The sequence below is a fragment of the Amycolatopsis tolypomycina genome (assembly GCF_900105945.1).
In the GTDB taxonomy this organism is placed as follows: Bacteria; Actinomycetota; Actinomycetes; order Mycobacteriales; family Pseudonocardiaceae; genus Amycolatopsis; species Amycolatopsis tolypomycina.
Window position 1 is genome coordinate 6,960,520 of record NZ_FNSO01000004.1, and the last position, 25,282, is coordinate 6,985,801.

Annotated in this window: 25 protein-coding genes; 9 read left to right on the forward strand and 16 right to left on the reverse strand. The window is 71.0% G+C overall.

Going from position 1 to position 25,282, the window contains the following annotated elements; translation table 11 throughout:
* The first annotated feature begins 176 nt into the window (after positions 1-176).
* The gene (locus BLW76_RS41605) at positions 177-431 is read left to right on the forward strand and encodes a WhiB family transcriptional regulator (RefSeq protein ID WP_043777259.1); all 255 of its coding nucleotides are present in this window, start codon (positions 177-179) and stop codon (positions 429-431) included.
* 357 nt (positions 432-788) lie between these two features.
* Here the strand turns inward: BLW76_RS41605 and BLW76_RS41610 are convergent, their stop codons facing one another.
* Positions 789-2,309, reverse strand: coding sequence for a sensor histidine kinase (locus BLW76_RS41610; protein WP_091320522.1), 1,521 nt, complete (start codon positions 2,307-2,309; stop codon positions 789-791).
* A 74-nt stretch (positions 2,310-2,383) separates the two neighbouring features.
* On the opposite strand from BLW76_RS41610, the gene BLW76_RS50865 reads away from it, so the two are divergent.
* The gene (locus BLW76_RS50865) at positions 2,384-2,458 is read left to right on the forward strand and encodes a 50S ribosomal protein bL37 (protein ID WP_098515123.1); all 75 of its coding nucleotides are present in this window, start codon (positions 2,384-2,386) and stop codon (positions 2,456-2,458) included.
* Between the two features lie 61 nt (positions 2,459-2,519).
* Here the strand turns inward: BLW76_RS50865 and rsrA are convergent, their stop codons facing one another.
* Both rsrA and BLW76_RS41620 read right to left on the reverse strand, forming a co-directional pair.
* Positions 2,520-2,840: a mycothiol system anti-sigma-R factor gene (gene rsrA / locus BLW76_RS41615; RefSeq protein ID WP_086842729.1), complete on the reverse strand. Its 321-nt coding sequence runs from the start codon at positions 2,838-2,840 to the stop codon at positions 2,520-2,522.
* Complete coding sequence (locus BLW76_RS41620) at positions 2,837-3,460, reverse strand: sigma-70 family RNA polymerase sigma factor (RefSeq protein ID WP_091317658.1); 624 nt, start codon at positions 3,458-3,460, stop codon at positions 2,837-2,839. Before BLW76_RS41620 ends, rsrA begins: the two co-directional genes overlap by 4 nt.
* 192 nt (positions 3,461-3,652) lie before the next feature.
* On the opposite strand from BLW76_RS41620, the gene ybaK reads away from it, so the two are divergent.
* Positions 3,653-4,129, forward strand: a complete 477-nt coding sequence (ybaK, locus tag BLW76_RS41625; RefSeq protein ID WP_091317660.1) for a Cys-tRNA(Pro) deacylase — start codon at positions 3,653-3,655, stop codon at positions 4,127-4,129.
* Between the two features lie 2 nt (positions 4,130-4,131).
* On the opposite strand, the gene BLW76_RS41630 is transcribed toward ybaK, so the two are convergent.
* A complete protein-coding gene (locus BLW76_RS41630; RefSeq protein ID WP_091317661.1) occupies positions 4,132-4,740 on the reverse strand; it encodes an alpha/beta hydrolase family protein in 609 nt (202 codons plus the stop codon).
* Entirely contained in the window at positions 4,737-5,483 is a 747-nt protein-coding gene (locus tag BLW76_RS41635) for an SOS response-associated peptidase (protein WP_091317663.1), read from the reverse strand. Before BLW76_RS41635 ends, BLW76_RS41630 begins: the two co-directional genes overlap by 4 nt.
* Before the next feature lie 104 nt (positions 5,484-5,587).
* On the opposite strand from BLW76_RS41635, the gene rsgA reads away from it, so the two are divergent.
* Together rsgA and BLW76_RS41645 are read left to right on the forward strand one after the other, a co-directional pair.
* Positions 5,588-6,610 carry a ribosome small subunit-dependent GTPase A gene (gene rsgA / locus BLW76_RS41640; protein WP_091317664.1) on the forward strand — a complete coding sequence of 341 codons (1,023 nt, stop codon included), beginning with the start codon at positions 5,588-5,590 and terminating at the stop codon, positions 6,608-6,610.
* 75 nt (positions 6,611-6,685) lie between these two features.
* Positions 6,686-7,432 (forward strand): SCO4651 family lipoprotein, encoded by a 747-nt coding sequence (locus BLW76_RS41645; RefSeq protein WP_091317666.1) that lies wholly within the window; start codon positions 6,686-6,688, stop codon positions 7,430-7,432.
* A 20-nt stretch (positions 7,433-7,452) separates the two neighbouring features.
* Here BLW76_RS41645 and BLW76_RS41650 read toward each other — a convergent pair whose 3' ends face one another.
* Positions 7,453-7,944, reverse strand: coding sequence for a DUF6912 family protein (locus BLW76_RS41650; RefSeq protein WP_091317667.1), 492 nt, complete (start codon positions 7,942-7,944; stop codon positions 7,453-7,455).
* Positions 7,941-9,347, reverse strand: coding sequence for a WS/DGAT/MGAT family O-acyltransferase (locus tag BLW76_RS41655; protein WP_091317669.1), 1,407 nt, complete (start codon positions 9,345-9,347; stop codon positions 7,941-7,943). Before BLW76_RS41655 ends, BLW76_RS41650 begins: the two co-directional genes overlap by 4 nt.
* 34 nt (positions 9,348-9,381) lie before the next feature.
* Here BLW76_RS41655 and BLW76_RS41660 point away from each other — a divergent pair, with 34 nt between their 5' ends.
* The gene (locus BLW76_RS41660) at positions 9,382-10,143 is read left to right on the forward strand and encodes a TrmH family RNA methyltransferase (protein ID WP_091317670.1); all 762 of its coding nucleotides are present in this window, start codon (positions 9,382-9,384) and stop codon (positions 10,141-10,143) included.
* A gap of 3 nt (positions 10,144-10,146) precedes the next feature.
* On the opposite strand, the gene BLW76_RS41665 is transcribed toward BLW76_RS41660, so the two are convergent.
* On the reverse strand, positions 10,147-10,521 hold the full coding sequence (locus BLW76_RS41665) for an HAD-IA family hydrolase (protein WP_091317672.1): 375 nt from the start codon (positions 10,519-10,521) through the stop codon (positions 10,147-10,149).
* Between the two features lie 197 nt (positions 10,522-10,718).
* On the opposite strand from BLW76_RS41665, the gene BLW76_RS41670 reads away from it, so the two are divergent.
* Positions 10,719-11,174 carry an Rv3235 family protein gene (locus BLW76_RS41670; RefSeq protein WP_091317674.1) on the forward strand — a complete coding sequence of 152 codons (456 nt, stop codon included), beginning with the start codon at positions 10,719-10,721 and terminating at the stop codon, positions 11,172-11,174.
* A gap of 229 nt (positions 11,175-11,403) precedes the next feature.
* On the opposite strand, the gene BLW76_RS41675 is transcribed toward BLW76_RS41670, so the two are convergent.
* The 7 genes from BLW76_RS41675 to mtrA form a co-directional block, all read right to left on the reverse strand.
* Complete coding sequence (locus tag BLW76_RS41675) at positions 11,404-12,615, reverse strand: cytochrome P450 (RefSeq protein WP_091320524.1); 1,212 nt, start codon at positions 12,613-12,615, stop codon at positions 11,404-11,406.
* Positions 12,616-12,686: 71 nt separating this feature from the next.
* Entirely contained in the window at positions 12,687-15,572 is a 2,886-nt protein-coding gene (gene secA / locus BLW76_RS41680; protein WP_091317675.1) for a preprotein translocase subunit SecA, read from the reverse strand.
* Positions 15,573-15,812: 240 nt separating this feature from the next.
* Entirely contained in the window at positions 15,813-16,499 is a 687-nt protein-coding gene (hpf, locus tag BLW76_RS41685; RefSeq protein ID WP_091317677.1) for a ribosome hibernation-promoting factor, HPF/YfiA family, read from the reverse strand.
* A gap of 1,151 nt (positions 16,500-17,650) precedes the next feature.
* Positions 17,651-18,415 (reverse strand): ComF family protein, encoded by a 765-nt coding sequence (locus tag BLW76_RS41690; protein WP_091320527.1) that lies wholly within the window; start codon positions 18,413-18,415, stop codon positions 17,651-17,653.
* A gap of 71 nt (positions 18,416-18,486) precedes the next feature.
* On the reverse strand, positions 18,487-20,223 hold the full coding sequence (locus BLW76_RS41695; protein WP_091317679.1) for an LpqB family beta-propeller domain-containing protein: 1,737 nt from the start codon (positions 20,221-20,223) through the stop codon (positions 18,487-18,489).
* On the reverse strand, positions 20,220-21,941 hold the full coding sequence (gene mtrB / locus BLW76_RS41700; RefSeq protein WP_091317681.1) for an MtrAB system histidine kinase MtrB: 1,722 nt from the start codon (positions 21,939-21,941) through the stop codon (positions 20,220-20,222). The genes BLW76_RS41695 and mtrB overlap by 4 nt, the downstream gene beginning before the upstream one ends.
* Positions 21,942-21,948: 7 nt before the next feature.
* A complete protein-coding gene (mtrA, locus tag BLW76_RS41705) occupies positions 21,949-22,626 on the reverse strand; it encodes an MtrAB system response regulator MtrA (protein WP_005150760.1) in 678 nt (225 codons plus the stop codon).
* A gap of 337 nt (positions 22,627-22,963) precedes the next feature.
* On the opposite strand from mtrA, the gene BLW76_RS41710 reads away from it, so the two are divergent.
* The gene (locus BLW76_RS41710) at positions 22,964-23,749 is read left to right on the forward strand and encodes an IclR family transcriptional regulator (protein WP_091317682.1); all 786 of its coding nucleotides are present in this window, start codon (positions 22,964-22,966) and stop codon (positions 23,747-23,749) included.
* Here the strand turns inward: BLW76_RS41710 and BLW76_RS41715 are convergent.
* The gene (locus tag BLW76_RS41715; RefSeq protein WP_091317684.1) at positions 23,746-24,729 is read right to left on the reverse strand and encodes a helix-turn-helix transcriptional regulator; all 984 of its coding nucleotides are present in this window, start codon (positions 24,727-24,729) and stop codon (positions 23,746-23,748) included. The two genes, BLW76_RS41710 and BLW76_RS41715, sit on opposite strands and share 4 nt — an antisense overlap.
* Positions 24,730-24,793: 64 nt before the next feature.
* On the opposite strand from BLW76_RS41715, the gene BLW76_RS41720 reads away from it, so the two are divergent.
* Positions 24,794-25,255, forward strand: a complete 462-nt coding sequence (locus tag BLW76_RS41720) for a hypothetical protein (protein WP_091317685.1) — start codon at positions 24,794-24,796, stop codon at positions 25,253-25,255.
* The last annotated feature ends 27 nt before the right edge of the window (positions 25,256-25,282 follow it).

Genomic DNA, 25,282 nt, shown 5'->3' on the forward strand with positions numbered 1-25,282 from the left:
CGGAGAGAAACCGCAGGTCAGAGGGGTCGCTCGGCCGGGTGACCTGACTCACCGATCTTCCGGAAACCCTTGTCGAAAGCGGTGCTTCGTGAAAGCATTCACAAGCACCCAAGAACACGACCGCCATTGACGACTGTGGCGCGGCCCTCCCGCGCCATATGAAGGAGCTCACGAACATGGACTGGCGCCACGACGCGGCCTGCCGAGACGAGGACCCCGAGCTGTTCTTCCCGGTGGGAACCAGCGGTCCTGCTCTGTCGCAGGTAGCTCAGGCGAAGGCCGTGTGCCACCGCTGCCCCTCCGCTTCCGACTGCCTGGCCTGGGCTCTGGCCAGCGGCCAGGACGCGGGCGTGTGGGGCGGCATGAGCGAAGACGAGCGACGCGCGCTCAAGCGCCGCCGTACGCACATTGGCACGCGTACCAACGCCTGATTTTCACTGCTTGCACCACCCGAGCCGCGGAGAAATTCACCCGGCGGGCACGCCTGTGTCCACGCCGTCTGGGGTGATACCTACCCGGCTTGAGCTTAACAAGTGAGGCGAAACCACCTGGCGACGGGTGCGGTGAAACCTCACCGGGACTTCAAGTCCTCCCGCGAAGCGCTGAACGGCCCGGCACCACGCACCTGGTGCCGGGCCTTCATCGTGTCGACCTCCCCATCACGCGTGTCGACCTCCCCATCACGCGAGTCGGCCCTTCAATCACACCGTCGAAGCGCAGCGGCGTGATTGAGCGGTCAACTCGCGTGATCAGGGAGACGACACGCGTGATTGGGGGGACGACACGAGTCAGAGGCGGCGGGACAGCGGTATGCGCAGCGCGGCTTCCGTCCCCGTCACGCGGGTCGACGACGCCTCCGTCCGCACCTTCCGCAGCGAAAGGGAGCCCCGCAGCTCGGACTCCACCAGCGTCCGCACGATCTGCAGCCCCAGGCCGTCCGAACGCTCCAGCGAGAACCCCGACGGCAGGCCGCGGCCGTTGTCGCGGATCACGACGTCCAGCCAGCGGGCCGAGCGCTCCACGATCAGCTCGACCTTGCCCGACCGGCCCGCCGGGAAGGCGTGCTCGATCGCGTTCTGCACCAGCTCGGCCAGCACCATCACCAGCGGCGTCGCGATCTCCGCGACCACCACCCCGAACGAGCCCTTCCGCGACAGGCTGACCTGCGACTCCGCCGTCGCGACCTCGCCGACCATCGGCAGGACGTTGTCGAGCAGCTTGTCGAGGTCGACGCGCTCGTCCACCGAGATCGACAGCGCCTCGTGCACCAGGGCGATCGACGTCACCCGGCGCACGGACTCCGCCAGGGCGAGCCGCGCCTCCTCCGACGTCGTCCGCCGGGACTGCAGGCGCAGCAGCGCCGCCACCGTCTGCAGGTTGTTCTTCACCCGGTGGTGGATCTCACGGATCGTCGCGTCCTTCGACAGCAGCGCGCGATCGCGCCGCTTCACCTCGGTGACGTCGCGGACGAGCACCAGGGCGCCCGCCGCCTGCCCGGCCGGCCGCAGCGGCAGCGCGCGGAACAGCACCACCGCGCCCCGCCGCGAATCGGCCTCCGTGCGGCTCGACGGCTTCCCGTCGAGAGCCTCGATGATCCGGTGGGACACCTCGGTCGCGTCGAACGGGTCGCGGATCAGCGAGCGCGTCAGCGGCGCCAGGCGCGTCCCGACCAGGTCGGACTCGTGCCCCATCCGGTGGTACGCGGACAACCCGTTCGGGCTCGCGAACACGACCGTGCCGCTCGAATCGAGCCGGATCAGCCCGTCACCCACCCGCGGCGACGTGTGCGTGTCCGTCGCGTTGGTGCCGTTCGGCGGGAAAGTCCCGTCCACGATCATCTGGCACAGGTCGCCGGCGCTGCCGAGGTAGGCGATCTCCAACGGCGAGGGCACGCGCGGCGCGGCCAGGTTCGTCTCGCGGCTCATCACGGCGATGACCTCGTCGTGGAACCGGACCGGGATCGCCTCACGCCGCATCGGCAGGTCGCGGTACCAGTGCGGGTCCTCCTCGCGGCAGATCCGCACCTCGCGCATGGCCTTCGCCAGCTGCGGGTGCTCCTGGACCGTGAACCGCGTGCCGACGACGTCCTCGGGGTGCGCGGTGGGCGCCGTCGTCGGCCGCGCGTGCGCGACGCAGACGAAGTCGCCGCCGTCCGGCTGCAGTTCCTCGGTCACCGGGACCCAGAGCAGGAAGTCCGCGAAGGACAGGTCGGCCAGCAGCTGCCACTCGGCGACGACGGTCTGCAGGTGGTCCGCCGCCTCCCCGGGCAGGCCGGTGTTGTCGGCGAGCAGTTCGGCGAGCGTGGACACGCACCCCATCAAACCAGAGCGGGCCGTCATGACACACTTGAGAGGTTGACCAGCTTTGACGACGAGGAGTGAGCATGTCGAAGCGCGCCCGCAAGCGTCGCGACCGGAAGAAGAACGGCGCGAACCACGGCAAGAAGCCCAACGCCTGAGCGTTCGGCATGACGAAGGCCCCCACACCGTGAGTGTGGGGGCCTTCGTAGTGCTCGGGCGCTACTCGGAGCGCTGCTCGAGGGTGATCTCGGTGCGCTCCACGGTGACGCCGCCGCGGGAGGCGACGGTCTGGCGGATCGACGCGCGCAGCCGGCTCTTCAGCTCGGCCGGCGCGTGGTCGCCGCCGCACTTGCGGGCCAGCAGCTGCTTGATGTGCTCGTCGATGCCGTACTCCTCGAGGCACGGCGGGCAGTCCTCGATGTGGGCGCGCAACGCGGCGTCGCGCTCGGGGCTGCACTCGCGGTCGAGCAGCAGGTAGATGTCGGCGAGCGCCTCTTCGCAGCGGACCTTGTCGGACGCGCCTTCGCACATGTCGTTCATCGCCCCGCCACCTCCTCACGGGCACCCCGGATGAAGCCACGCTCGCGGGCCACGTCGGCGAGCAGGTCGCGCAGCTGCGCGCGGCCGCGGTGCAGGCGGGACATCACGGTGCCGATGGGCGTGTCCATGATCTCGGCGATCTCCTTGTACGCGAAGCCCTCGACGTCGGCCAGGTAGACGGCCAGCCGGAACTCCTCGGGCAGCTTCTGCAGGGCGGCCTTGACGTCGGTGTCGGGCAGGTTGTCCATCGCCTCGACCTCGGCCGACCGGAGCCCGCTGGAGGTGTGGCTCTCCGCCTTGGCGATCTGCCAGTCGGTGATCTCCTCGGTGGGCGCCTGCACCGGCTGCCGCTGCCGCTTGCGGTAGCCGTTGATGTAGGTGTTGGTCAGGATGCGGTACATCCAGGCCTTGAGGTTCGTGCCGGCCTTGAAGGACGCGAAGGCGGCATACGCCTTCAGGTAGGTCTCCTGGACCAGGTCCTCGGCATCGGCGGGGTTGCGGGTCATCCGCATCGCGGCCGAGTACAGCTGGTCGAGCAGCGGCATCGCGTCCCGCTCGAAACGCTCGGCGCGCTCGGCCTCGGTCGCTTCTTCCGGCGCTGAGTTCTGCGTGCTCGGCAAACCGTTCCCTTCCCGCTCGGCGTCGATGCGCGTGCGCGCATACGGCGGACCCGAGTTTACGCGGGGACCGGGCACGCCGCGGTTCGCCGGTGCCTCGGGACGGCGGCGGCTGCGTGAGCGTGTGGTGGCGAGCGTTGTTGTCACGTCCCGTACAACCGATCGGGGTGATCGGGCATTCCCTAGACTTCCGCCATGGCTGGCAAGGGCACCCCGGCGACGGCGTTGCTGTCGAAGCAAAAAGTGGCGCACACGCTGCACGCGTACGACCACGACCCGCGCGCGGAGTCGTACGGGCTGGAGGCGGTCGAGGCCCTCGGCCTGGACCGGGCGCGGGTGTTCAAGACGCTGGTGGCGGAGGTGGACGGCCGCCTGACGGTGGGTGTGGTCCCGGTCACGGGCCAGCTGGACCTGAAGGCACTGGCGGCCGCGGCGGGCGGCAAGAAGGCGAAGATGGCCGACCCGGCGGCGGCCCAGCGCGCGACGGGCTACGTGCTGGGCGGGATCTCGCCGCTGGGCCACCGGAGCCGGCTGCCGGTGGTGATCGACGCGTCGGCGGAGACGTTCGAGACGGTGTTCTGTTCGGCCGGCCGGCGCGGGCTGGAGGTGGAGCTGGCACCCGGCGAGCTCATCCGGCTGACCGGCGCCGTGGTGGCGCCGATCGCCGCCTGAGCTCAGGCCAGCGGCCGCAACACCCGCGACAGCCACTCCGTCGCGGCCCGGGACACCGTCTCCAGGTCCTTCCCCAGGTTGTGGTCGCCGTCCACCAGGACCAGCTCCTGGTGCGGTCCCGGCTTCGGTCGCCCGAACGGGTCACGCTCGCCCTGGATCACCAGCGTCGGCACCTCGACCGCGTCGAACTCCGGCTGGCGCGTCTTCTCCGGGCGGCCCGGCGGGTGCTCCGGGAACGCCAGGCACAGCACGGCCACCGCCTGGCCGGCCGACGCCGTCCGGCAGGCCACCCGGGCCCCCGACGAGCGGCCGCCGAACACGAACGGGAGGCCGTCGAAGCGCGCCGACAGCTCGTCCGCCACCGTCAGCCAGGCCGTGTCCAGCTGGTTCGCCGGGGCCGGCGCGCGGCGGCCCGCCACCTTGTACGGCTGCTCGACCAGCGCCACGTGCACGCCCGCGTCCCGGGCCGCGCGCGTCACCGCCACCAGGTCCTTCGCCCCGAGGCCGCCGCCCGCGCCGTGGCCGAGCATCAGGACCGCGTCGCCCTCCTCGGCGCAGTGCAGGTACACCCGCGCCGGGCCGTAGGCCGTCTCGATCGGGATCGCCGTCATGAGAAGAGGGTGCCCTCGTGCGCCGGGTCGACCCGCTCGAGCAGCTCGGGCCCGTTGTTGCGGACGTTGTTCACCTTGGTCGAGATCGGCCGCAGCTCCAGCGAAGCCACGATGTCCTCGGGCGTCGGCACCAGCAGGTCGGTGACGTCTTCGCGGTCCGGGTCCAGCCAGCCGTCCCAACGCGACTTCGGCACGATGAGCGGCATCCGGTGGTGGACGTCGGTGAGCTGCCCGGCCGCGTCGGTCGTGATGATCGAGAACGTGATCAGCGGCGCCGCCCCGTCGTCGTCCTTCGGCCGCCAGCTCTCCCAGATCCCGCCGAACGCGATCGACGCATCATCCGGCGCCGTCATGTAGAACGGCTCCTTCTCCTTGCCCGTGCGGCGCCACTCGAACCAGCCGTCGGCCGGCACCAGGCAGCGGCGCGACACCAGCGCGCGGCGGAAAGCGGGCTTCTCGCGTGCCGTCTCGGCGCGCGTGTTGATCATCCGCGAGCCGACCGACGGGTCCTTGGCCCAGAACGGCACCAGGCCCCACTTCATCATCCGCAGCGAACGCTCGGCGGGCTCGTCCTCGAGGACCTGGCCGTCTTCGTCACGCGGGTGCCGCTGCACGACCGTGACCACGTTCTTCGTCGGCGCCACGTTGTGGTCGGCGCGCGCGTGGCCTTCGGTGAGGTCGATCGCGTCGAACTCCTCGATCAGCTTCGCCGGATCCTTCGTGGCGGCGTAGCGGCCGCACATAGCGCCTCCTCTTGCCGGATGAGTCATCGTTACACGCAGGCCAGGGCCGTGGCGAGCGGCGTGGGATCATTCGGGTGGGCACCGCACACGAGAGGACGACGGGTTTGGCGCGCAACGACTGGAGCAAGCTGGACGAGTCCGACGTCCGCGTGCGTCCGGGCAAGGGCAGCCGGCCCCGCAGCAAACGCCGTCCCGAGCACGCCGACGCCGTCACGGCCATGGTCATCGGCAAGGACCGCGGCCGCTGGACCTGCGCGATCGACGCCGATCCGGCCCGGGTCGTCACCGCGATGCGGGCCCGCGAGCTGGGCCGGACGCCGGTGGTCGTCGGCGACCGCGTCGGCATCGTCGGCGACGTCTCCGGCAAGCCGGACACCCTCGCGCGGATCGTCCGCGTCGACGACCGCACCAGCTCCCTGCTGCGCACGGCCGACGACACCGACCCGTACGAGCGGCTGGTCGTGGCGAACGCCGAGCGCCTGCTGATCGTCACCGCGCTCGCCGACCCGCCGCCGCGCACCGGCTTCATCGACCGCTGCCTCGTCGCCTGCTACGCGGGTGGCGTCGAGCCGGTCCTGTGCCTGACGAAGGCCGACCTGGCCAGCCCGGACGAGCTCCTGGCTGGCTACGCGGGCCTCGACGTCCCGGCGATCGTGACCCGCTTCGACGAAGAGCCCGAAGGCCTGGCCGAGATGCTGAAGGACCGCGTGACGGCGCTGGTCGGGCACTCCGGTGTCGGCAAGTCGACATTGGTCAACCGCCTGGTGCCGGACGCCGAGCTGGCGGTCGGCGTGGTGAGCGCGGTCGGCAAGGGGCGGCACACGTCGGTCGCGGCGGTGGCACTGCCGCTGCCGGACGGCGGCTGGGTGATCGACACCCCCGGCGTCCGGTCGTTCGGGCTGGCCCACGTCACGGCGGACGACATCGTGGACGCCTTCGAGGAGTTCGCCGAAGCCGCCGAGGAGTGCCCGTCGGGCTGCGGGCACCTCGGCGCGCCGGAGGACCCGGACTGCGCGCTCGACGACGTCGTCACCGAAGGCAGGGCAAGCCCCGAGCGGCTGGCTTCACTGCGGCGCCTGCTGTCGTCCCGCGGCGGCCACGACATGACCCGCGGCACCGAGTCCTGACGCGTCGGGGCGACGCTGAGTAGCGGCGGCTCCCCCGAACGAGATCGGTGAAACGGCTGTGTTTTTGTTGGCACCATGCGCAAAGCCGCCGTGGTGCTGCTGTTCGCCTTGCTCGCGAGCGCCTGTTCCGACCCCCCGCCCCGCCCGGCGTTCGAGGACGCACGAGCACTGGCCGACGCGGCCACAGCGGCCACGACAAGCGGCGGCTCGGCGAAGTTCACCACGGACGTCGCGGTCGGCTCGGTCCGGTCGAAGGGCCAGGGCCAGGCGCGGTTCGGCGACGGCGGGACGGCCCAGGTGATGACGACGGACTTCCTCGGCGAGCCGGTGGAGCTGCGCTTGGTGGCGGGGAAGCTGTACGCGAAGCTGCCGGAAGGCTCGCGCGACGAGGCAGGCAAGCCGTGGACGGTGGTCGCGGCGGACGGCACGGATTCCTTTTCCGAGGTCGCGGGCGGCAGCCTGACGCAGCTGGCGGAGCAGAACGACCCGGCACACACGCTGCGCGAGATCCGGACGGCGGGCACGATAGTCGCGGCCGAGCGCACGAACCTGGGCGGCGTGCCGGCGGAGCACTACCGCATCGACCTCGACCTGGCCCGGCTGGGCACCGACCTGCCGGCGGGGCTGCCACCGGACGCGGCGGGCCGGGTGGGCGGGAAGTTCCCGGTGGAGCTGTGGCTCGACCAGACGCACCGGCCGTTGCAGATCGTGCTGAACCTCTCGCCGATCCTGCCGGGCTCCGAGGCTCGCATCACGACGCGGTATTCGGACTGGGGCAGCCCGGTCGACGTCCAGCCGCCGCCGGCGGGTGAGGTGGGATAGTCACCCCACCCGGGGACAACTCAAAGCAGCTCCAGGAAAAACGGCAGTTCCTGCGGCGCATACCAAGCCAGCTCGTGGTCCTCGGCGTCCCCCAGCGTGAACTCCGCGTCCGGATCTCCGAGGTCCGCCGCGTCGATCACCGCCGCCGCCGCGGCGACCGCCTCGGCCGCCTCCGGGGCGTCCACGTGGATCGCCGCCACCGCCGACAGCGGGATCGGGCCGCCGATGCGGACCACCGGGGCGTCCAGGTCCGGGCGCAGCGTCACGCCCGCGACGTCCGCCGACACCACCACCCGGCGCGGCTCGCCCTTCTCCTCCGCCGCGATCAAGCGCAGCGAGGCCCGGGCCGCGTCCAGCAGCGCCGCGTACTCCAGCTCCTCGTCGGACCCGCTCACGTACGCCTCGCGCAACGCCGGCGTCAGCGCGAACGCCGTGCCGCTGCGGGCGCGGAACTCCCCCGATGACTCGAGGTCGCGAAGCATCGCGATGGTCGCAGGCAGATAGACCCTCACCAGTGCGCACCCTTCAGTTCTTCCAGGGACTCTTCGATCATCCCGGCGACGAGGTCGACGTCGAAGGCGGCCTTGCGGTCGCCGTTCAGTCCGAAGTAGACGCCGCCGTGGTACGACGTCACCCCGATCGCCAGCGCCTGGGTGCGCATCAGCGGCATCACCGGGAACATCTCGACCAGTCTGGCCTCTCCCGCGTACATCGGCACCTGCGGGCCCGGTGAATTGGTCACCATGACGTTGAAGATGCGCCCGGACAGCGATCCCGCCGCTCGCGCGCCGAGCGAATGGAGCGTAGCCGGGGCGAAGCCGCCGACCTTGAGCAGCCCGCGCGCCGCCACCGAGCGGCCCGAATCCAGGTGCTCGGCCATCGCGTGCCCGATGTGCTGCAGCCGCAGGACCGGGTTCGGCTCGCCCACCGGCAGGTCCACCAGGTACGCCGCCACCTGGTTGCCGACCAGGCCCGGCGTCGAGTACTCGGGCGTTTCGGCGTCGCGGACCGCCAGCGGCACCAGCGCGCGGATCGTCGTGTCCGGCGTCAGCGGGACCTCGCGCGAAAGCAGCCATTCGCGCAGCGCACCCGTGATGGCCGCGAGGACGACGTCGTTGACCGTGCCGCCGTGCGCCGCGCGGATCTTGCGGAAGTCCTCCAGCCGTGTGCGGACCACGGCGAACACGCGGCCGCCCGAGACGCGGACGTTCAGCGGCCCGGGCGGCGCCGGGCTGACCAGCGTGCGCAGCGTCGACGCCACCCCGCCGAGCGTCTCGGCGAACTTGCCCGCCGCCGCGACCGCGTCGTTCGCCGCGGACCGGACGTTCTCCACGACCTCGCCCGGCCGCTGGACGCCCTCGCTGATCGCGTCCATGACCAGCTGGCCGCGGCTCGGCTCGCGGCGCGGCGTCCAGGTGTCCTCGAACGGCTCCGGCTCGGCCGGTGCCGGGTCGAGGACGATCTGGCCGAGGTCGATCGTGCCGACACCGTCCACAACGGACTGGTGGGTCTTGGTGACCAGCGCCACCCGGTCGCCGGCCAGCCCCTCGATGAAGTACGCCTCCCAGAGCGGCCGCTCCGGCGCCAGCCGCCGCGACATCAGGCGCGCGACCAGGTCGAACAGCTGCTCGTCACTGCCCGGCTGGGGCAGCGCCGAACGCCGGACGTGGTAGTTGAGGTCGAAGTCGACGTCGTCCACCCACACCGGCCGCGCCAGGTGGCCCGGCACCTCCAGGACGCGCTGCCGGTAGCGCGGCAGGTACGCCAGCCGCCCGCCGATGAGGTCGACCAGCTGTGCGTAGCCGAACCCGGAGCGCGGCCGCTCGAAGATCGCCACGCCGCCGACGTGCATCGGGGTCGCGTGGTCCTCGACGTAGAGGAACGAGGCGTCCAGCGCGGAAAGGCGGTCGGGCATGGGCCGATCCTTTCATGATGCGAGACTTCCGGGTGTGGGTGATGAGTCGACAATCTCGCCGAAGGACCGCTTCCTGACCGTGTACGGCCGGAAGCCGGTGCTCGAGGCACTGGCGGACGACGGCCTGCGCGTGGACAAGGTGATCCTCGCCGACACCGCCCGCGGCCCCGGCGCGGCCGAGATCCAGCGCGCGGCGAAGGCCGCCGGCGTGCCGGTGCAGCGCGCCAGCGAGCACCGGGTCAAGGTCCTCGCCGGCAACGGCAAGCAGGACCAGGGCGTGCTCGCCGACGTCGTCGCGCCCCGGATGCGAGCGCTTTCCGCGGCACTGGCCGACCGGCGGCCGCCGTCACGGGTGCTGCTGCTCGACGGCATCACCACGCCCGCGAACGTCGGCATGATCCTGCGGACGGCGACCGCGGCCGGGCTGGACGGCGTGATCGTGCCGCGGCGCGGCGTCGCGGCGCTCGACCCGCTGGTGGTCAAGGCGTCGGCCGGGGTGGCGTTCCGCGCACCCGTGCTGCGCTGCGGGTCGGCGCGCGAAGCCGCGGAAATGCTCGCCGAAGCCGGCTACGGGCTCTACGCGCTGGGCGCGTCGGCGCGCACGACGGTGTTCGACGTCGACCTGCCGCAGCGCGCGGCGTTCGTCCTCGGCGGCGAGACGGCCGGGGTCGGGCCGGAAGTCGGCGAGCTCGTCACGGAATGGCTGTCGATCCCGATGCCGGGCGACGTCGAGTCGCTGAACGTCTCGGCCGCCGCCGCGGTGCTGTCGTTCGAGCTGGTCCGCCGCGCCCGCTGAGCCTCACCCCGCCGGGAACAGCACGGCGAGTTCGTCGAGCGTCTCGCTGACCGACCGGTGGTGCACCCCGACCATGCCCGCCTGGACGGCGCCGCGGATGTTCGTCGCGGAGTCGTCGACGAACGCGCAGCGCACCGCGGGCAGCCCGAGCCGGTCGGCCGCGATCAGGTAGACCGCCGGGTCCGGCTTCGCCACGCCGACCTCGCCGGAAAACACCAGAGCGTCGAAATAGTCGAACATCGTGTTCTTGACCTCGTCCGATGCCCCTGGGGCGTTGGACAGCAGCGCGGTGCGTACGCCGCGCTCGCGTGCGACCGCCAGGTATTCGTAGAACCGACCGGCGTCGGGATCGGTGAGAACTCCGGCGAAATCGACCAATAGCCCTTTCAGCACCCGGCACACCATAGCCTGGTGGCGTCGTGGTGTCTCGCAGAGCGCAACGCTGCCGGTCGGCATACCGCATCGGCAGCCGGCAATCCACGGTTTCGGCAATTCTCGCCCGGATCGTGCGATTCGATGTTCTTTTCGGTCGCTTCCCACCTCCAAGCGAATGTCGACTCAGGAGGGCAGGAAAAATGATCGAGGAACATCGGTTGCGGACATTGACCCGCTTCGAGGCACCTCGCCGGACGGAGGGCCCGGTCGAGGTGACACCACACGAGCACCGCCGCGGCTCGCGGTGCCCGGCGCCGAGCCAGCTCGAAGCGGACGAGCTGGGCCGCCTGGTGAACATGCTGCTGGAGGCGTACGACGGCCGCCGCCCGGCGGCACAGGTCCGCGCACTGGTGGCGCCGGAGGTGTACGCCGGGCTCACCGGTGCGAGCCGGGCGCGGCCCCGCCACCGGACGCAGACGATCCACACGTGCGCCCCGGCACCGGACGTGGTGGAGGCATGCGCCCGAGTGGAGGCGGACGGCCGCTCGTTCGCACTGGCGGCCCGTTTCACCCGCACGCCGACGGGCTGGCGGTGCGAGCGATTCGCGCTGTTGAAGCCGCGGCAGCAGGCAAACCCGAACCGGCGGGCGGCGTGAAGCGGGGTGAGGCGGGTCGCGCACCGCCGAGGGTGGGTTGGCTCGCCGACGGCCGGTGGGCTTGGTGCGCTCGGGTCGCGGCCGGGTGGCCGGGCTGCGAGCGGCACCCGGCGCCGGACCCGCTCGCCGGGGGCTGGGTGTACTCGGGTGGCCGGGCTGCGAGCGGCAACGCCTCGCTCCGTTCGCCCGCGCCTCGCGGCCTCGCCCAAATCCCTTCCGCGCGGCCGGCCTAGCCGCCGCTTGTCACCGGTAGGGCCGACAGGCCGCGGAGCGTCGTTGTCGGGTTCCACTCCGGTGGGCCCGACTGCGTCAGGTCCGGGCGGCGGCGGGCCAGCTCGCGGAACGCGATCCGGGCCTCCAACCTCGCCAAAGGCGCGCCCAGGCAGAAGTGGATGCCCTGGCCGAACGCCAGGTGGCGGCCCGGCTCGCGGGCCGGGTCGAACGTTTCCGGGGCCGGGCCCGTTGCCGGGTCGCGGTTGGCCGCTCCGATCAAGATGATCAGCTGGCTGCCCGCCGGTACTGCCAGCCCGCCCAGTGTTGTGTCGCGCAGGGCCGTGCGGGCCGTCAGCTGGGCCGGCGAGTCGTAGCGCAGCACCTCCTCCACGACCCGCGCCGCGTGCTCGCCGTCCGTGCCCAGTGGTTTCAGGCCGTCCGGGCCGCGCAGCAGCGCCAGTACTCCGTTGCCGATCAGGTTCGTCGTTGTTTCGTGGCCGGCGATCAACAGCAACGTCAACGTCACCAGCAGCTCGCCCTCGGTGAGCACGTCGCCCGCGTCCGACACCGCGACCAGGGCCGACAGGAGGTCGTCTCCCGGGGTGCGCCGTCGCTCGGCCGCCAGCGAACGGAAGTAGCCGACGAACGACTGGCGTGCCTTGACCGCCGGCTCGAGCGTCCCCGGCGGTTGCAGGAACTGCGGGTCCAGGGCTCGCGCCATCGCGTGCGACCACTCCGCGAAGCGCTCGCGGTCGTCCAGCGGCACGCCCAGGAGCTCGGCGATCACCTCGACCGGCAACGGCTTCGCGAGCGCCGTCATCAGGTCGAACTCGGCCGGCGCGCGGTCGATGAGCGACGCGGTGATCTCCTCGATGCGCGGCGCCAGCTGCTCGGCCATCCGCGGCGTGAACGCCTTCGCCACCAGCCGCCGCAGGCGGGTGTGGTCCGGCGGGTTCAGCGAGAGGAACGCCCGGACCACGCGTCCCGACTCGTCGACCGGCTGGTCCGGGAGGCGGTCCGCCGGATCCAGGTACTCGGGTTCGGGGTGGCCGAACGCCGGGTCGCGCAGCACCTGCGTGGCTTCGGCGAGGCCGCTGACCGCGAACATCCGGTCAGCCAACGCCGCCACCGGACGGCTCTCCCGCCACCGGCGGTAGTGCGGGTACGGGTCCGGCCGCCGCTCGGCGGCGAACAGCGCGAAGAACTCCTGTGGATCCGCCGTGGTCATCGAGACGTCCCCCATCAATGACTTCGGGGCGCGCGGATTTCCCCGCGCGCCCCGAACCGGTCATACCCGTGTCAGCGACGCGGGCCCTTCTTGCCCTTCTTGGCGGCATCGCGCTGGGCGGCGCGACGGTCGCGACGCGTACCGCCGGCGCCACCGCCCGCGGCCTGCGGCCCGCCCTCGGCGTGGGACTCGACCTCGCCGTCCTCGCCCGGGCCGGACAGCATCATGCCCGACTGCGGGGCACCGCCGCCCAGGCCCTTGCCGCGCAGTGCGGCCGGGACGGACTCGGTGTCGGTCGTCGGCGGCTGCGGCGGCGCCGGCCGCGCGTGACGGCCTTCGGTCGCCTGGCCGTTGCCGACCGGGACGCCCGTCGGCAGCGCCGCGGCTTCCTCGGCCGGCGGCGCCTCGGCGCGCTCGACCTGCAGGTTGAACAGGAAGCCGACGGCCTCCTCCTTCAGCGAGTCGAGCATCGCGCGGAACATGTCGAAGCCCTCGCGCTGGTACTCGATCAGCGGGTCGCGCTGCGCCAGCGCCCGCATGCCGATGCCCTGCTTGAGGTAGTCCATCTCGTAGAGGTGCTCACGCCACTTGCGGTCGAGGACCGTCAGCATCACCTGGTGCTCCAGGGTCCGCATGCCCTCCGGGCCGACGAGCGCGTTGATCTCCTGCTCGCGCTGGTCGTAGGCACGGCGGGCGTCCGCGAGCAGGGCCTCGCGCAGGCCGTCGGCGTCGAGGTCGCCGTCCTCCATCAGCTCGTCCCAGGTCACGCTGACCGGGTAGAGCTGCTTCAGCGCCGACCACAGCTTCTCGTGGTCCCAGTCCTCGGCGTAGCCGTTGGCCGTCGCACCGTCCACATAGGCGTTGACGACGTCCTCGAGCATGCCCTCGATCTGGTCGCGCAGGTTCTCGCCGGCCAGGACGCGGTGGCGCTCGGCGTAGATCACCTTGCGCTGCTCGTTCATGACCTCGTCGTACTTGAGGACGTCCTTGCGCTGCTCCATGTTGATCTGCTCGACCTGGGTCTGCGCGCTCTTGATGGCCTTGGAGACCATCTTGTGCTCGATCGGCACGTCGTCGGGCAGCCGCATGGTCGTCATGACGCGCTCGACCATGGTCGCGTTGAAGCGGCGCATGAGCTCGTCACCGAGCGACAGGTAGAAGCGGGACTCGCCCGGGTCGCCCTGGCGGCCGGAACGACCGCGGAGCTGGTTGTCGATCCGGCGCGACTCGTGGCGCTCGGTGCCCAGCACGTAAAGGCCGCCCGCCTCGCGGACCTCCTCGCCCTCGGCCTTCGACTCGGCCTTGACCTGCTCGAGGACCTCGGGCCAGGCGGCCTCGTACTCCTCGGAGTGCTCGACCGGGTCCAGGCCGCGCTCGCGCAGCACCTGGTCGGCGATGAGGTCAGGGTTGCCGCCCAGCACGATGTCGGTACCGCGGCCCGCCATGTTCGTGGCGACCGTGACGGCGCCCTTCTGGCCGGCGCGCGCGACGATCAGCGCCTCGCGGTCGTGGTGCTTCGCGTTCAGCACCTCGTGCGGCACGCTCAGCTTGACCAGCAGCTTCGACAGGTGCTCGGACTTCTCGACGCTCGTGGTGCCGACCAGGACCGGCTGGCCCTTCTCGTGCCGCTCGGCGATGTCCTCGGCGACGGCCTCGAACTTGGCCTGCTCGGTCTTGTAGATCAGGTCCGGCTGGTCCTGGCGGATCATCGGCCGGTTCGTCGGGATCGGCACCACACCCAGCTTGTAGGTCTGGTGGAACTCGGCGGCCTCGGTCTCGGCCGTACCGGTCATGCCCGACAGCTTCTCGTAGAGCCGGAAGTAGTTCTGCAGCGTGATCGTGGCCAGCGTCTGGTTCTCGGCCTTGATCTCGACCTTTTCCTTGGCCTCGATCGCCTGGTGCATGCCCTCGTTGTAGCGGCGGCCGTGCAGGATGCGCCCGGTGAACTCGTCGACGATCATGACTTCGCCGTTGCGGACGATGTAGTCCTTGTCGCGGTGGAAGAGTTCCTTCACCTTGAGCGCGTTGTTCAGGTACCCGACCAGCGGGGTGTTGGCGGCCTCGTAGAGGTTCTCGATGCCGAGCTGGTCCTCGACGAACCGGACGCCCTTCTCGGTGACGGCGACGGTGCGCTTCCGGACGTCGACCTCGTAGTGGTACTTCGAGTTGATCAGGTTCGTCTTCTCGACGCGCTCACGCGACCCCATGGTGGTGGTGTCGATGCCCTGCATCAGCGGGGCCAGGCGCGCGAACTCGACGTACCAGCGCGACGACTGGTCGGCCGGGCCGGAGATGATCAGCGGCGTGCGGGCCTCGTCGATGAGGATCGAGTCGACCTCGTCGACGATGGCGAAGTTGTGGCCGCGCTGCACGCAGTCGTCGAGGCTCCACGCCATGTTGTCGCGGAGGTAGTCGAAGCCGAACTCGTTGTTCGTGCCGTAGGTGATGTCGGCGTTGTACTGCGCGCGCCGCACGTCCGGCTGCTGCTCCGAGAGGATGACGCCGACCTCGAGGCCGAGGAAGCGGTGGATGCGGCCCATCCACTCCGAGTCGCGCTTGGCCAGGTAGTCGTTCGTCGTGACGACGTGGACGCCCTTGCCGGGGATCGCGTTGAGGTAGGCCGGCAGGACGCAGGTCAGCGTCTTGCCCTCGCCCGTCTTCATCTCGGCGACCTGGCCGAGGTGCAGCGCCGCGCCGCCCATGAGCTGGACGTCGAAGTGGCGCTGGCCGAGCACCCGCTTGGCCGCTTCCCGGACGACCGCGAAGGCCTCCGGCAGCAGCTCGTCGAGGGATTCGCCGTCGCCGTTGCGCTTGCGGAACTCTTCGGTCTTGGCCCGCAGCTCGGCGTCGGTCAGGTCCTTGACGTCGTCTTCGAGGGTGTTGATGTGATCGGCGATGTTGCGCAGCCGCTTCACCATCTTGCCCTCACCCGCGCGGAGCAGGCGGTTCAGCACCATCCGGTCGACCTCACTAGCTGATCATGAGCGCGCCCAGGCCGGTCCCGGGCAGGTTCTCCCGCGGTGGCGGCCGTGTTCGGCGCCACCTTCCCACCCCCATCGTAGGGAACGGTGGCCCTCGTGTGCACACGCCGTACGTCCTGAGAACCTTATTCAGCCGTCGGCCGGCGGGTTCTGACATGCGGAGGGTCCGCACGCGAGCACGTGCGGACCCTCCGACAGACCTCCCTTGCGCCCGGCTCAGCCGAGCCGGATCACGCCGTAGTCGAAGCCTTTCCGCCGGTAGACCACGCTGGGCCGGCCCGCGTCGGAGTCGTTGAAGAGGTAGAAGTCGTGGCCGACCAGCTCCATCTCGTAGAGAGCCTGGTCCACCGTCATGGGCTCCGCGGTGTGCTGCTTCTCGCGAACGACGCGGCCGGGCTGGTGACCCAGGTCGTCGTCGGTCCAGCTCTGCTGCTGGGGCAGGTGGAATTCTTCGGCACTCGCGAAGCCGTTCGTCTGCGGCTCGGCTTCGGGTGCGTCCAACACCGCGGTACGCGCGGCGGGACTGGCTGCGGCCGGGGATCCACCACCCGGCAGTGCCGAGGTCGCTTCGGCGACCGATTCCGGGCGGCTGCGGCCGTAGTGCACGCGCCTCCGGTCGTGTGTCCTCCGCAGCCGGTTTTCCAGCTTGGTGACTGCGGAATCGAGCGCCGCGTAGAAGTCGGCGGCACACGCTTCAGCGCGTACGGCCGGGCCTCGCCCCTTTCCGGTGATTTCGACGCGCTGGCAGCTCTTGGCCTGGCGCCGGTTGGGTTCGTGGAACAGTTCCACGTCGTACCGGATGACTTTCCTGTCGTAGCGCTCGAGGCGGGCCAGCTTTTCGCCGACGAGTGCCCGATAGTGATCGGGCACCTCCACGTTGCGGCCCTTAACGACGATGTCCATACACGACCTCCCTCGCTGAGATGACTGCGAGCTGTTGTGTTTTCACACGGCGCCGGTATTGCGGGGACGGAAGCCCGGATCGCGGGCTGAGAAGGAACTCGGAAACGGTTGACGACGTCTCGTGCCGGTGACCGAGCGCGGACTCAGCGCACCTCCGGCGCCAGGGACATGGGCTCGTCACCTCCCTGCCTGCGGGGATTGCTGATTGCGGAGCACGTTAGCTTCCTCACGCCCGTTACAACAGCCCCCGAGCCGGGGGATGTCAGGGGATGGGACTCGGTCACCCCGCGCAGTGATCGCGAAGTGGGCACCGCAAAACACCCGCTGGTCGGACGCGCCGCGGTCTTCGTGTGATCACACGGACGGCGCATCGCTACCTCCTGGTGGACGCCGAGGGTGACGGCCCGATCTCCCACAGCCGCCACTCCGGTGGAGTGGTGCGGCGGTCGAGTGATCGTGATCGACACCCTCATGCCCGGACAACGGGCGCCGGTCCGTTCGCGTTCCCGGTTGATGTCACTCGTGTAGGTGACTTTTGGTTCACCCGGGTGCCGGGGTTGTTCGGGTTGGTGGGGTTTTTGGGGCTGGAGCTGGGGGTTCTTTGGTTTTTTGGAGGTGGGGGCGGAACCGGTACCAGGGTTTGGTTTTGGTGAGCTGGGGGTGGGTTTGCAGTGGGGTCGGGGGGTGGGTGGAGGGCTGCGGGGGCGGGCGTGGCGGGGTGGGGTGGTGGCGGATTCCCGGGTTGGGTGTGGCGGCTCGCCGGGTTGGGTGTGGCGGCTCGCCGGGCTGGGTTGGGTGGCAGCGCTCGCCGGGCTGGATTGGGTTGGGTTGGGTTGGCCGGGATGGGCTCGGCCCTGGACCGGGGTGGTGACTGCGCCTCGCCGGGCTGGGTTGGATTGGCCGGGGCGGGCACGGGCCCGGGTCGGGTTGGCCGAGCTGCGCACGGGCCCCGGCTGGGTCAAAAGTTTCCGGGCGGGGCGTACCCAGGTTGGGCTGAGCCGGAGCCCAAGCCGGAGCCGGAGCCCGGGCTGGGGGTTGGTGGTGAGGCGCCGAGCCGCCTTTCTGCTCGGCCGGCCTGCGCGCTTCGGCTGGCTGGGCCACAGTGGTTCACATGGGTCGTCCTTTCGCGGGCTCCCGGGAGCCCGGCCGCTTCAGCCGGCTGCGAGCAGGGTCAGGACGGCGGAGACCGTAAACCCCTCTGCCGCCAGGGCTCGGGTGCAGGCTGCCGCCGTGGCTCCGGTGGTGATCACGTCGTCCAGGATCACGATGCTGGTGCCTGGGGGCGGGCGTCCGGCCGCGCGGAAGCGCAGGCGGCCGGCGAGGTTGGCCATGCGCTGTTCGCGGCCCAGGCCGACCGCGTCGCGGGCGCTTCCCGCCAGCTCCAGTGCCGGGGCGACCACCGCCTCGATGCCGCGCGCTGCCAGGACGCTCGCTGCCGCGTTGGCCAGGCGCTCGATGTGCGGGCCGCCTCGTACTCGTGCCGCCGAGGGGCGGCTGGGGGCCGGGACCAGGCAGATCGGCTTGGGCGACGGCTGACCGCCCGCCACCGGGCGAGCAGCCGGCCGCCCTGGGACCGAACGCTCCCCCGGGACCGCCGCCGCACCAGCCGAACGCTCCCCCGAAGCGACAGCCCGAGCCAACCCCGGCAAGGGCAGCTCGGCCAACGCCTCCGCCAGCACCCTCCCCAAAGACGGCGCCAAATCACGCCGCCCCCGCTCCTTGTACGCGATCAGCAACCTCCGGCCCACCCCGCGGTACCTCGCCAGCGTGAACACCCGCACCAGCCCCGCCGTCGGGCCGCGGACCACCTCGCGGGGTGCTCCCCACGTCTCGACGCACCTTGCGCAGCACGGCGTGCCCCGGGCTCCGCACGCTGCGCAGCGGCTGGGGATCAGCAGATCGATCAGTGTCTTCAGCACACGGACAGTGTCACGACCGGCACCGACAGTTTCGGCCCCTCAGCGATCACTCACCCGGGTGAAAAAGATCAGCCCGGATAAAACGGGTCCGCGTCCTTCATCGTGTGGCTGTGCGGGCGCCACACCTCGCCGAGCTCGGAGGCCGTCCACAGGCCGCTCGTGTCCGCCACCACGATCGGGCGGTTGGGGGCCGCCGTGACGCCGTGGACCGTCGGGGTCAGGTTGCTGCTGTTGAACGCGTCTATGCGCTGGCCGTCCACCGTCACTCTGACCACCGGCTGGGACGGCGACTTCGTCACCGCCACCAGGCCGTCCTGGGCCACCCAGTCCACGTCGACGACGTCCTCGAGGTCGTGGGGCTGCAGCAGCCGGGGCTCGCGCAGGGACACCGAATCGCCGTTGACGACCACCGAGGCCACCCACAGCTCGCCCTTGATCACCGCCGCGACGCGGGCTCCGTCGCGGGAGAACCGGAGCTCCGTGATGGCGCCCTGCTGGGTCAGGTCCGTCGCGTTGACAGTCAGGGCCGTCCAGTGGCCGTTCGGGTCCAGCACCATGCGGCCCACCGACAGCCCGTCGACCACCGTCCACACCTCGCCCGTGCCCGGGCGCCACGTCGGGCGGGTCAGGGAACTGCCGCCGAGGGTGGTCAGGGCCAGGTCGTGGCCGAGGTCGCCGATGCGCAGGCGGACCGCGCCGCCGCTGCGCTCCACCACCGCCAGGCGCTTGCCGTCGATCGACTGGGCCGCGCTGACGACGTCGTACCCGCCGTTGCCCGCCGGGCCCGCCACCGGGTTGCCGTCGCTGAGGGAACGGATCCGGCCGCCCACCGTCATCAGGCCCTGCAGGTCGACGTTGATCGACAGCGCCGCGTCGTACGCGGGGAGGTCGTTGCGCCGCCAGTCCGGGTGGTTCGGCACGAGCGGGGCGCCGTCGGCGAGGATGCGGATCCGGGCCGACGTGACGTACTGCAGTGACAGCACGATCTGCGCCGCCATCAGGTGCCGGATGTCGTCGGGCACCCCCGAGAGCCCGGTCAGCGGCACCACCAGCGTCCCGTCGTCGAGGCTCTTGACGTTCGAGTCGATCTCGACCGGCTCGCCGAGCAGGTTCTTCACCGCGCCGGCCAAGCTCGCCGACGGCCCGCTGAGCAGCAGGTCCATCACCCGGCCCGGCAGCCCGGACTGCGGCTTCGCGACGACGTAGCGCCGATCCGGGACGAAGGTGGCCGACGACTCCGAATAGAAGCTCACCGGCACCGGCGTGTAGTTCTCGCTGAAGTCGGACTGGGTCGCGTACAGGTCGGCGGGCGGGTCGACGATCCGCCACTGGTTGTTCGCCTGCTTGCGCACCTTCACCTGGAGCAGGGCCGAGGTGTAGTCCGGCACGAACGCGCTGTTCTGGTCCAGCGTGCCGATGTCGATCCCGCGCACGTTGACGACCTGCGTGCCCGGGTCCGGCGGCGGCGCGGTGTCGTAGACCGTGCCGAAGGTGTCCTGGATGATCGTCAGGCTGCGGCTCGGCCGCCAGTTCGCCCGGCTCTGCTCGTCGAGGTAGGCGCGGGCGGCGGCGTTGTTCTGCCCGGGCTTGAGCGTGGCCTCGACGAACGCGCGGACCAGCGAAAGCGGGTCGATGTTCGGCGGCGGCTCCGGCACGACGTCGCCGACGCTCTGGCCCTGGCGCTCGCCCGGGACGACCATGGGCTGCGACTCCAGCGGCACGTTCGCGCAGCCGGCCAGCAGCACCAGGCTCAGCACGGCGAGCAGGAGCTTCGCCGCCGTCCCCCGGAAGACGTGTGGTTTCACTGACCGATTCCCTCACGTTCGGCGAAGATCGCCTCCGGCGCCGGCGTGACGTCGATGATCCCGAGCGGCACCTCGGTGGCGAAGCGGTCGGGCGGCGGCAGGGCCAGCGGCGGGTCGCCGGCGGGCACGTCCTGGTGGCGCGGCAGCAGGAGCCGGAAGCAGGCGCCGTTGCCGGGCTCGCCCCACGCCTCGAGCTCGCCGCCGTGCAGGCGCGCGTCCTCCTGGCTGATCGCCAGGCCGAGCCCGGTGCCGCCGGTGCGCCGGTTGCGCGACGGGTCCGCGCGCCAGAACCGGTTGAACACCAGGTCGGCCTCGCCGGGACGCAGGCCGACACCGTGGTCGCGGACCGTGATGGCGACGGCGGTTTCGTTGGCGCCGAGGGTCAGCACCACCGGCTTGCCCTCGCTGTGGTCGACGGCGTTGGCGAGCAGGTTGCGCAGGATCCGCTCGACGCGCCGGGCGTCGACCTCGGCGATCACCTCTTCGTCCGGCAGCACGAGCTCCACCGAGCTGCCCGCGTTGCCGGCGATCACCCGCACCTGCTCGACCGCGCGGGTGGCGATCGGGCGGACGTCGATGAACTCCGCCGACAGCTCTTCGACGCCGGCGTCGAGCCTGCTGATCTCCAGCAGGTCACCGAGCAGCGCCTCGAACCGGTCGAGCTCGTCGACCAGCAGCTCGGTCGAGCGCGCGAGCCCGGCCGGGAACTGCTCGCGGGACGCGTGCAGCACGTCCGCGGCCATCCGGACCGTGGTCAGCGGCGTGCGCAGCTCGTGCGAGACGTCGGAGGTGAACCGGCGCTGCAGCCCGCCGAACTCCTCGAGCTGGCGGATCTGGCGCTGGATGCTGGCGGCCATCTCGTTGTAGGACACCGCGAGCTTCGCGAGGTCGTCTTCGCCGAGCACGGCGAGCCGCTGGTCGAGGTCGCCGCCGGCGAACTGCTCGGCCGCCGCGGCGGCCTGGCGGACCGGCCGCACCACCTGCCGCGTCACCAGGTTCGTGATGCCGGCCAGCAGGAGCAGCAGCACGAGCCCGCCGACCAGCAGCGTGTTCTGGACCGTCGAGACGGTGTTCTGCTCGGTCGTCAACGGGAACAGCAGGTAGAGCTGCAGCGGGCTGGCGACGGTGTTGAGCGGGGTGCCGACGATCAGGTACGTCGTGCGCCCGCCCGCGGAGTCGGGGACGGTGTGCTCGAGCCAGCTGGTCTGGTCGGCCTCGACGAACTGGCGCAGCCGCGGCGGCACGCTCTCGAACGGGCCCGCGAACTCCGTGCCGCTGGCCTGGTCGCGGCCGCCGCTGGCGAGCACCGGGACGAACGTGCCCGCCGCCGACCCGGCCGCCTCCTGGCTGGTCGGCGTGATCGCGATCTTCTTCAGCGCGTTCTCGAGCCGGTTCTTCAGCGCGTCGCCGCTTTCGGAGCCGAGGCCGACGAGCTCACCGGCGGCCGTCTCCGCGGCCGCGCGGGTCTGCGCGATCGCCGCCACGCGCTTGGTGTCCAGCAGCCGTTCGGTGATCTGGTTCTGCAGCACCATGCCCAGCACGAAGACCACGGCCGAGGACAGCGCGAGCGTCGACACGGTGACGCGGAACTGCAGCGAGTGCTTCCACAGCTCGTTGAACGCGACCGCGCGACGGCGCGCGAAAACGACGACACGCCGGACCAGGCGTGCCGTCGAACGCGCGGAGGCGGGGAGCCTGCCTGCCGTCTCCGTGGTCATCGGGTGATCACGGCGGGCCGGCCTTGTACCCGACGCCGCGAACGGTCAACACCACCTCGGGGTGTTCCGGGTCCTTCTCGACCTTGGACCGCAGGCGCTGGACGTGCACGTTCACCAGCCGGGTGTCGGCCGCGTGCCGGTAGCCCCACACCTGTTCGAGCAGCACCTCGCGGGTGAACACCTGACGCGGCTTGCGGGCCAGCGCCACCAGCAGGTCGAACTCCAGCGGGGTCAGCGGGATGGCCTTGCCCTCGCGGGTGACCTCGTGGCCCGGCACGTCGATCGCCAGGTCGCCGATCGTGAGCGACTCCGCGGGCTCGGCCTCGGTGCGGCGCATGCGGGCCCGGACCCGCGCGACCAGCTCCTTCGGCTTGAACGGCTTGACGACGTAGTCGTCGGCGCCGGACTCCAGGCCGAGGACGATGTCGACGGTGTCGCTCTTGGCGGTGAGCATGACGATCGGCACCCCGGACTCGGCGCGGATCGCCTTGCAGACGTCGATCCCGTTCATCCCGGGCAGCATCAGGTCGAGGAGGACGAGGTCGGGCTTCAGCTCACGCAGCGCGGGCAGCGCGCGTGAGCCGTCGGCGACCACCGCCGTGTCGAACCCCTCCCCACGGAGCACGATGGTGAGCATCTCCGCGAGGGCGGGGTCGTCGTCGACCACGAGAACACGTGCCTTCATGACCACATATTCGCACTAGTTCCGGCGCCCGCACGCACGACCCGCGTGTTTGACCACCAGAAAGATCAAGATCGCCAGGGTTGCCTGCTCCATCCGGGTGCCGGTACCGGCCGCTTTGGACGGTCCGTGAAGGCCGCGCCGGGCGTCCGGCGCAGCCTTCACGGACCTGCGAGAAGGGCTCAGGGTAACGACTGGCCAGATGCCCAGCCGGTCCGTGAAAGTTGCGCATAGTGAGACTCTGTGCCTCCTCCGCAACAATCCGGCCTCGGGGGCGTCCTCGTCAAGAGATTCGCCCACTCAGCCGATAGGAAGACCGCGAAGCGGATACTGTTGCGCCATGCGGAACCAGGACTCCGGCAACGCAACTCAGAGCCAGGTGCAGTCGGTCGACCGGGCCATCAGCGTGCTGGAACTGCTCGCGCGCAACGGCGAAACCGGCATCACCGAGATCGCGGGCGAACTGGGCGTCCACAAGTCGACGGCGTCGCGCCTGCTCAGCGTCCTGGAGACGAGAGGCCTGGTCGAGCAGCTCGGCGAACGCGGGAAGTACGCGATCGGGTTCGGCATCGTCCGGCTGGCCGGGGCCGCGACCGGCCGGATGGACCTCGCGAAACTGGGCCGGGCGAGCTGCCTGGCGCTGGCCGACGAACTGGGCGAGACGGTGAACATCGCCATCGCCGACGACGGCGTCGCCATCAACATCAGCCAGGCCCGCGGGTCGGCGGCGATCACCACGCAGAACTGGACGGGCCAGCGAACGCCGCTGCACGCGACCTCGAGCGGCAAGATCCTGCTGGCGTACATGGGCGAAACCGAGCGCAAGCGGGTGCTGAAGCGGAAGCTCGAGCAGTACACCCCGCGCACGACGGTCGAGCCGGAAGAGCTGCTGGCCGAGCTGGACCGGGTCGTCGAAGACGGTTATGCGGCCTGCTACGAGGAACTCGAGCTCGGCATGCACGCCGTCGCCGTGCCGATCCACGGCCCGAGTGGTGAGGTCGTCGCCGCGATGAGCGCCTCCGGGCCGTCGTACCGGCTTTCGAAACAGCGGGTGAAGCAGATCGTGAAGCCGATGATCGAGGCGGCGGAGGAGCTTTCCGCGCAGCTGGGCTATTTCCGGGACTAGCCGTCTTCACCACAGGGGTACAGCCGCGCCATCGCGCGGATCGTCTTTCCCATGTGCGCCACCAGTTCCGCGGGTGCCAGCACCTGCGCGTCCGCGCCGAGCCGCAGGAGCCCGGCGGCCGCGTGGGGGACGCTTTCGAGCGGGATTTTCGCGCGCTGCCGACCTTCGCCGTCCGCGGGTTCGAGCGTGCGTTCCGCGAGCCGCGCGGCCCGCGGGCCGAGAATGTCCGGCAGGGCCGCGATTCCCGCGGCCGACAACCGGACGAGTGCGGTCTCGCCGTCTTCGTTGTCTTCGTAGCGTTCGACGTGCACGCGCCAGAAATCGGCCAGGTCGAAGCCGGCCGGCCGGGTGAAGTGCTCGTCGAGCGCCCGGAGTTCCTCGATGTTGCCGACGCGGTAGGTGCGCGGCCGCGGGCCCGCGACGAGGTACCAGACGCCGGCCTTGAGCACCAGGCCGAGCGGGTGCAGCCGCCGCGTCACGACGCCGGGCGTCGGCGACCAGCGGCGGTAGCGGACTTCGACGACCTGGTCCTGCCACAACGCTTCCGCGGCCGCGAGCAGCTGCGGCACCGGGTCCGCTTCCCGGTACCAGCCCGGCGCGTCGAGGTGGAACCGCTGCCGGATCCGCACCGACGCGTCCCGGTACGGCGTCGGCAGCGCCGCCATCAGCTTCAGCTCGGCCGCGGCGACCTGTGCGCCCAGGCCCAGCTCGGCAGCCGGCTGCGGCAGCCCGGTGAGGAACAGGGACCCGGCTTCGTCCTCGGTCAGCCCGGTGAGCCGGGTGCGGTAGCCGTCCATCAGCTGGTAGCCGCCGGCCGGGCCGCCTTCGGCGTAGATCGGGACGCCGGCGGCGGCGAGCGCTTCGACGTCGCGGTACACCGTTCGCGGGGTCACGCCGAGCTCCGCCGCCAGCCGGGCGGCGCTCATCCGCCCCCGGTTCTGCAGCAGCAACAGCAAGGAAACCAGCCGGCTCGCGCGCACCCGGCGAAGTCTGCCAGCCACCACTGACAAAAGATGTCAGGGGTAGCACCGCAAGATCGTCGTCATGAACGACTTCGACTTCTTCATCGGCTCCTGGACCGTCGTCAACCGGCGGCTCGAAACCCTGTTCTCCGGCTGCGAGGTCTGGGACACCTTCACCGGTACCACCACCTGCGTGCCGCTCTTCGACGGCGGCGGCAACACCGAGGAGATCCGGTTCCCCGACCGCGGCTTCCGCGGTTTCACCCTGCGCCTGTTCGACGTCGAGCGGAAGGAGTGGTCGATCTACTGGGCCAACAGCCGCACCGGGCGGCTCGAGCCGCCGGTGGTGGGCACCTTCACCGGCGGCCGGGGCGACTTCTACGGCGACGACACCCACGAGGGCAAGCCGATCAGGGCGCACTACATCTGGTCGGACATCACCGCCACCTCCGCGCGGTGGGAGCAGGAGTTCTCCGCCGACGGCGGCCGGACCTGGGAAAGCAATTGGGTCATGGAGTTCACCCGCACCGCTTCGGGCGCTTGACACCGCGTCGCGCATGACGCCTGACTG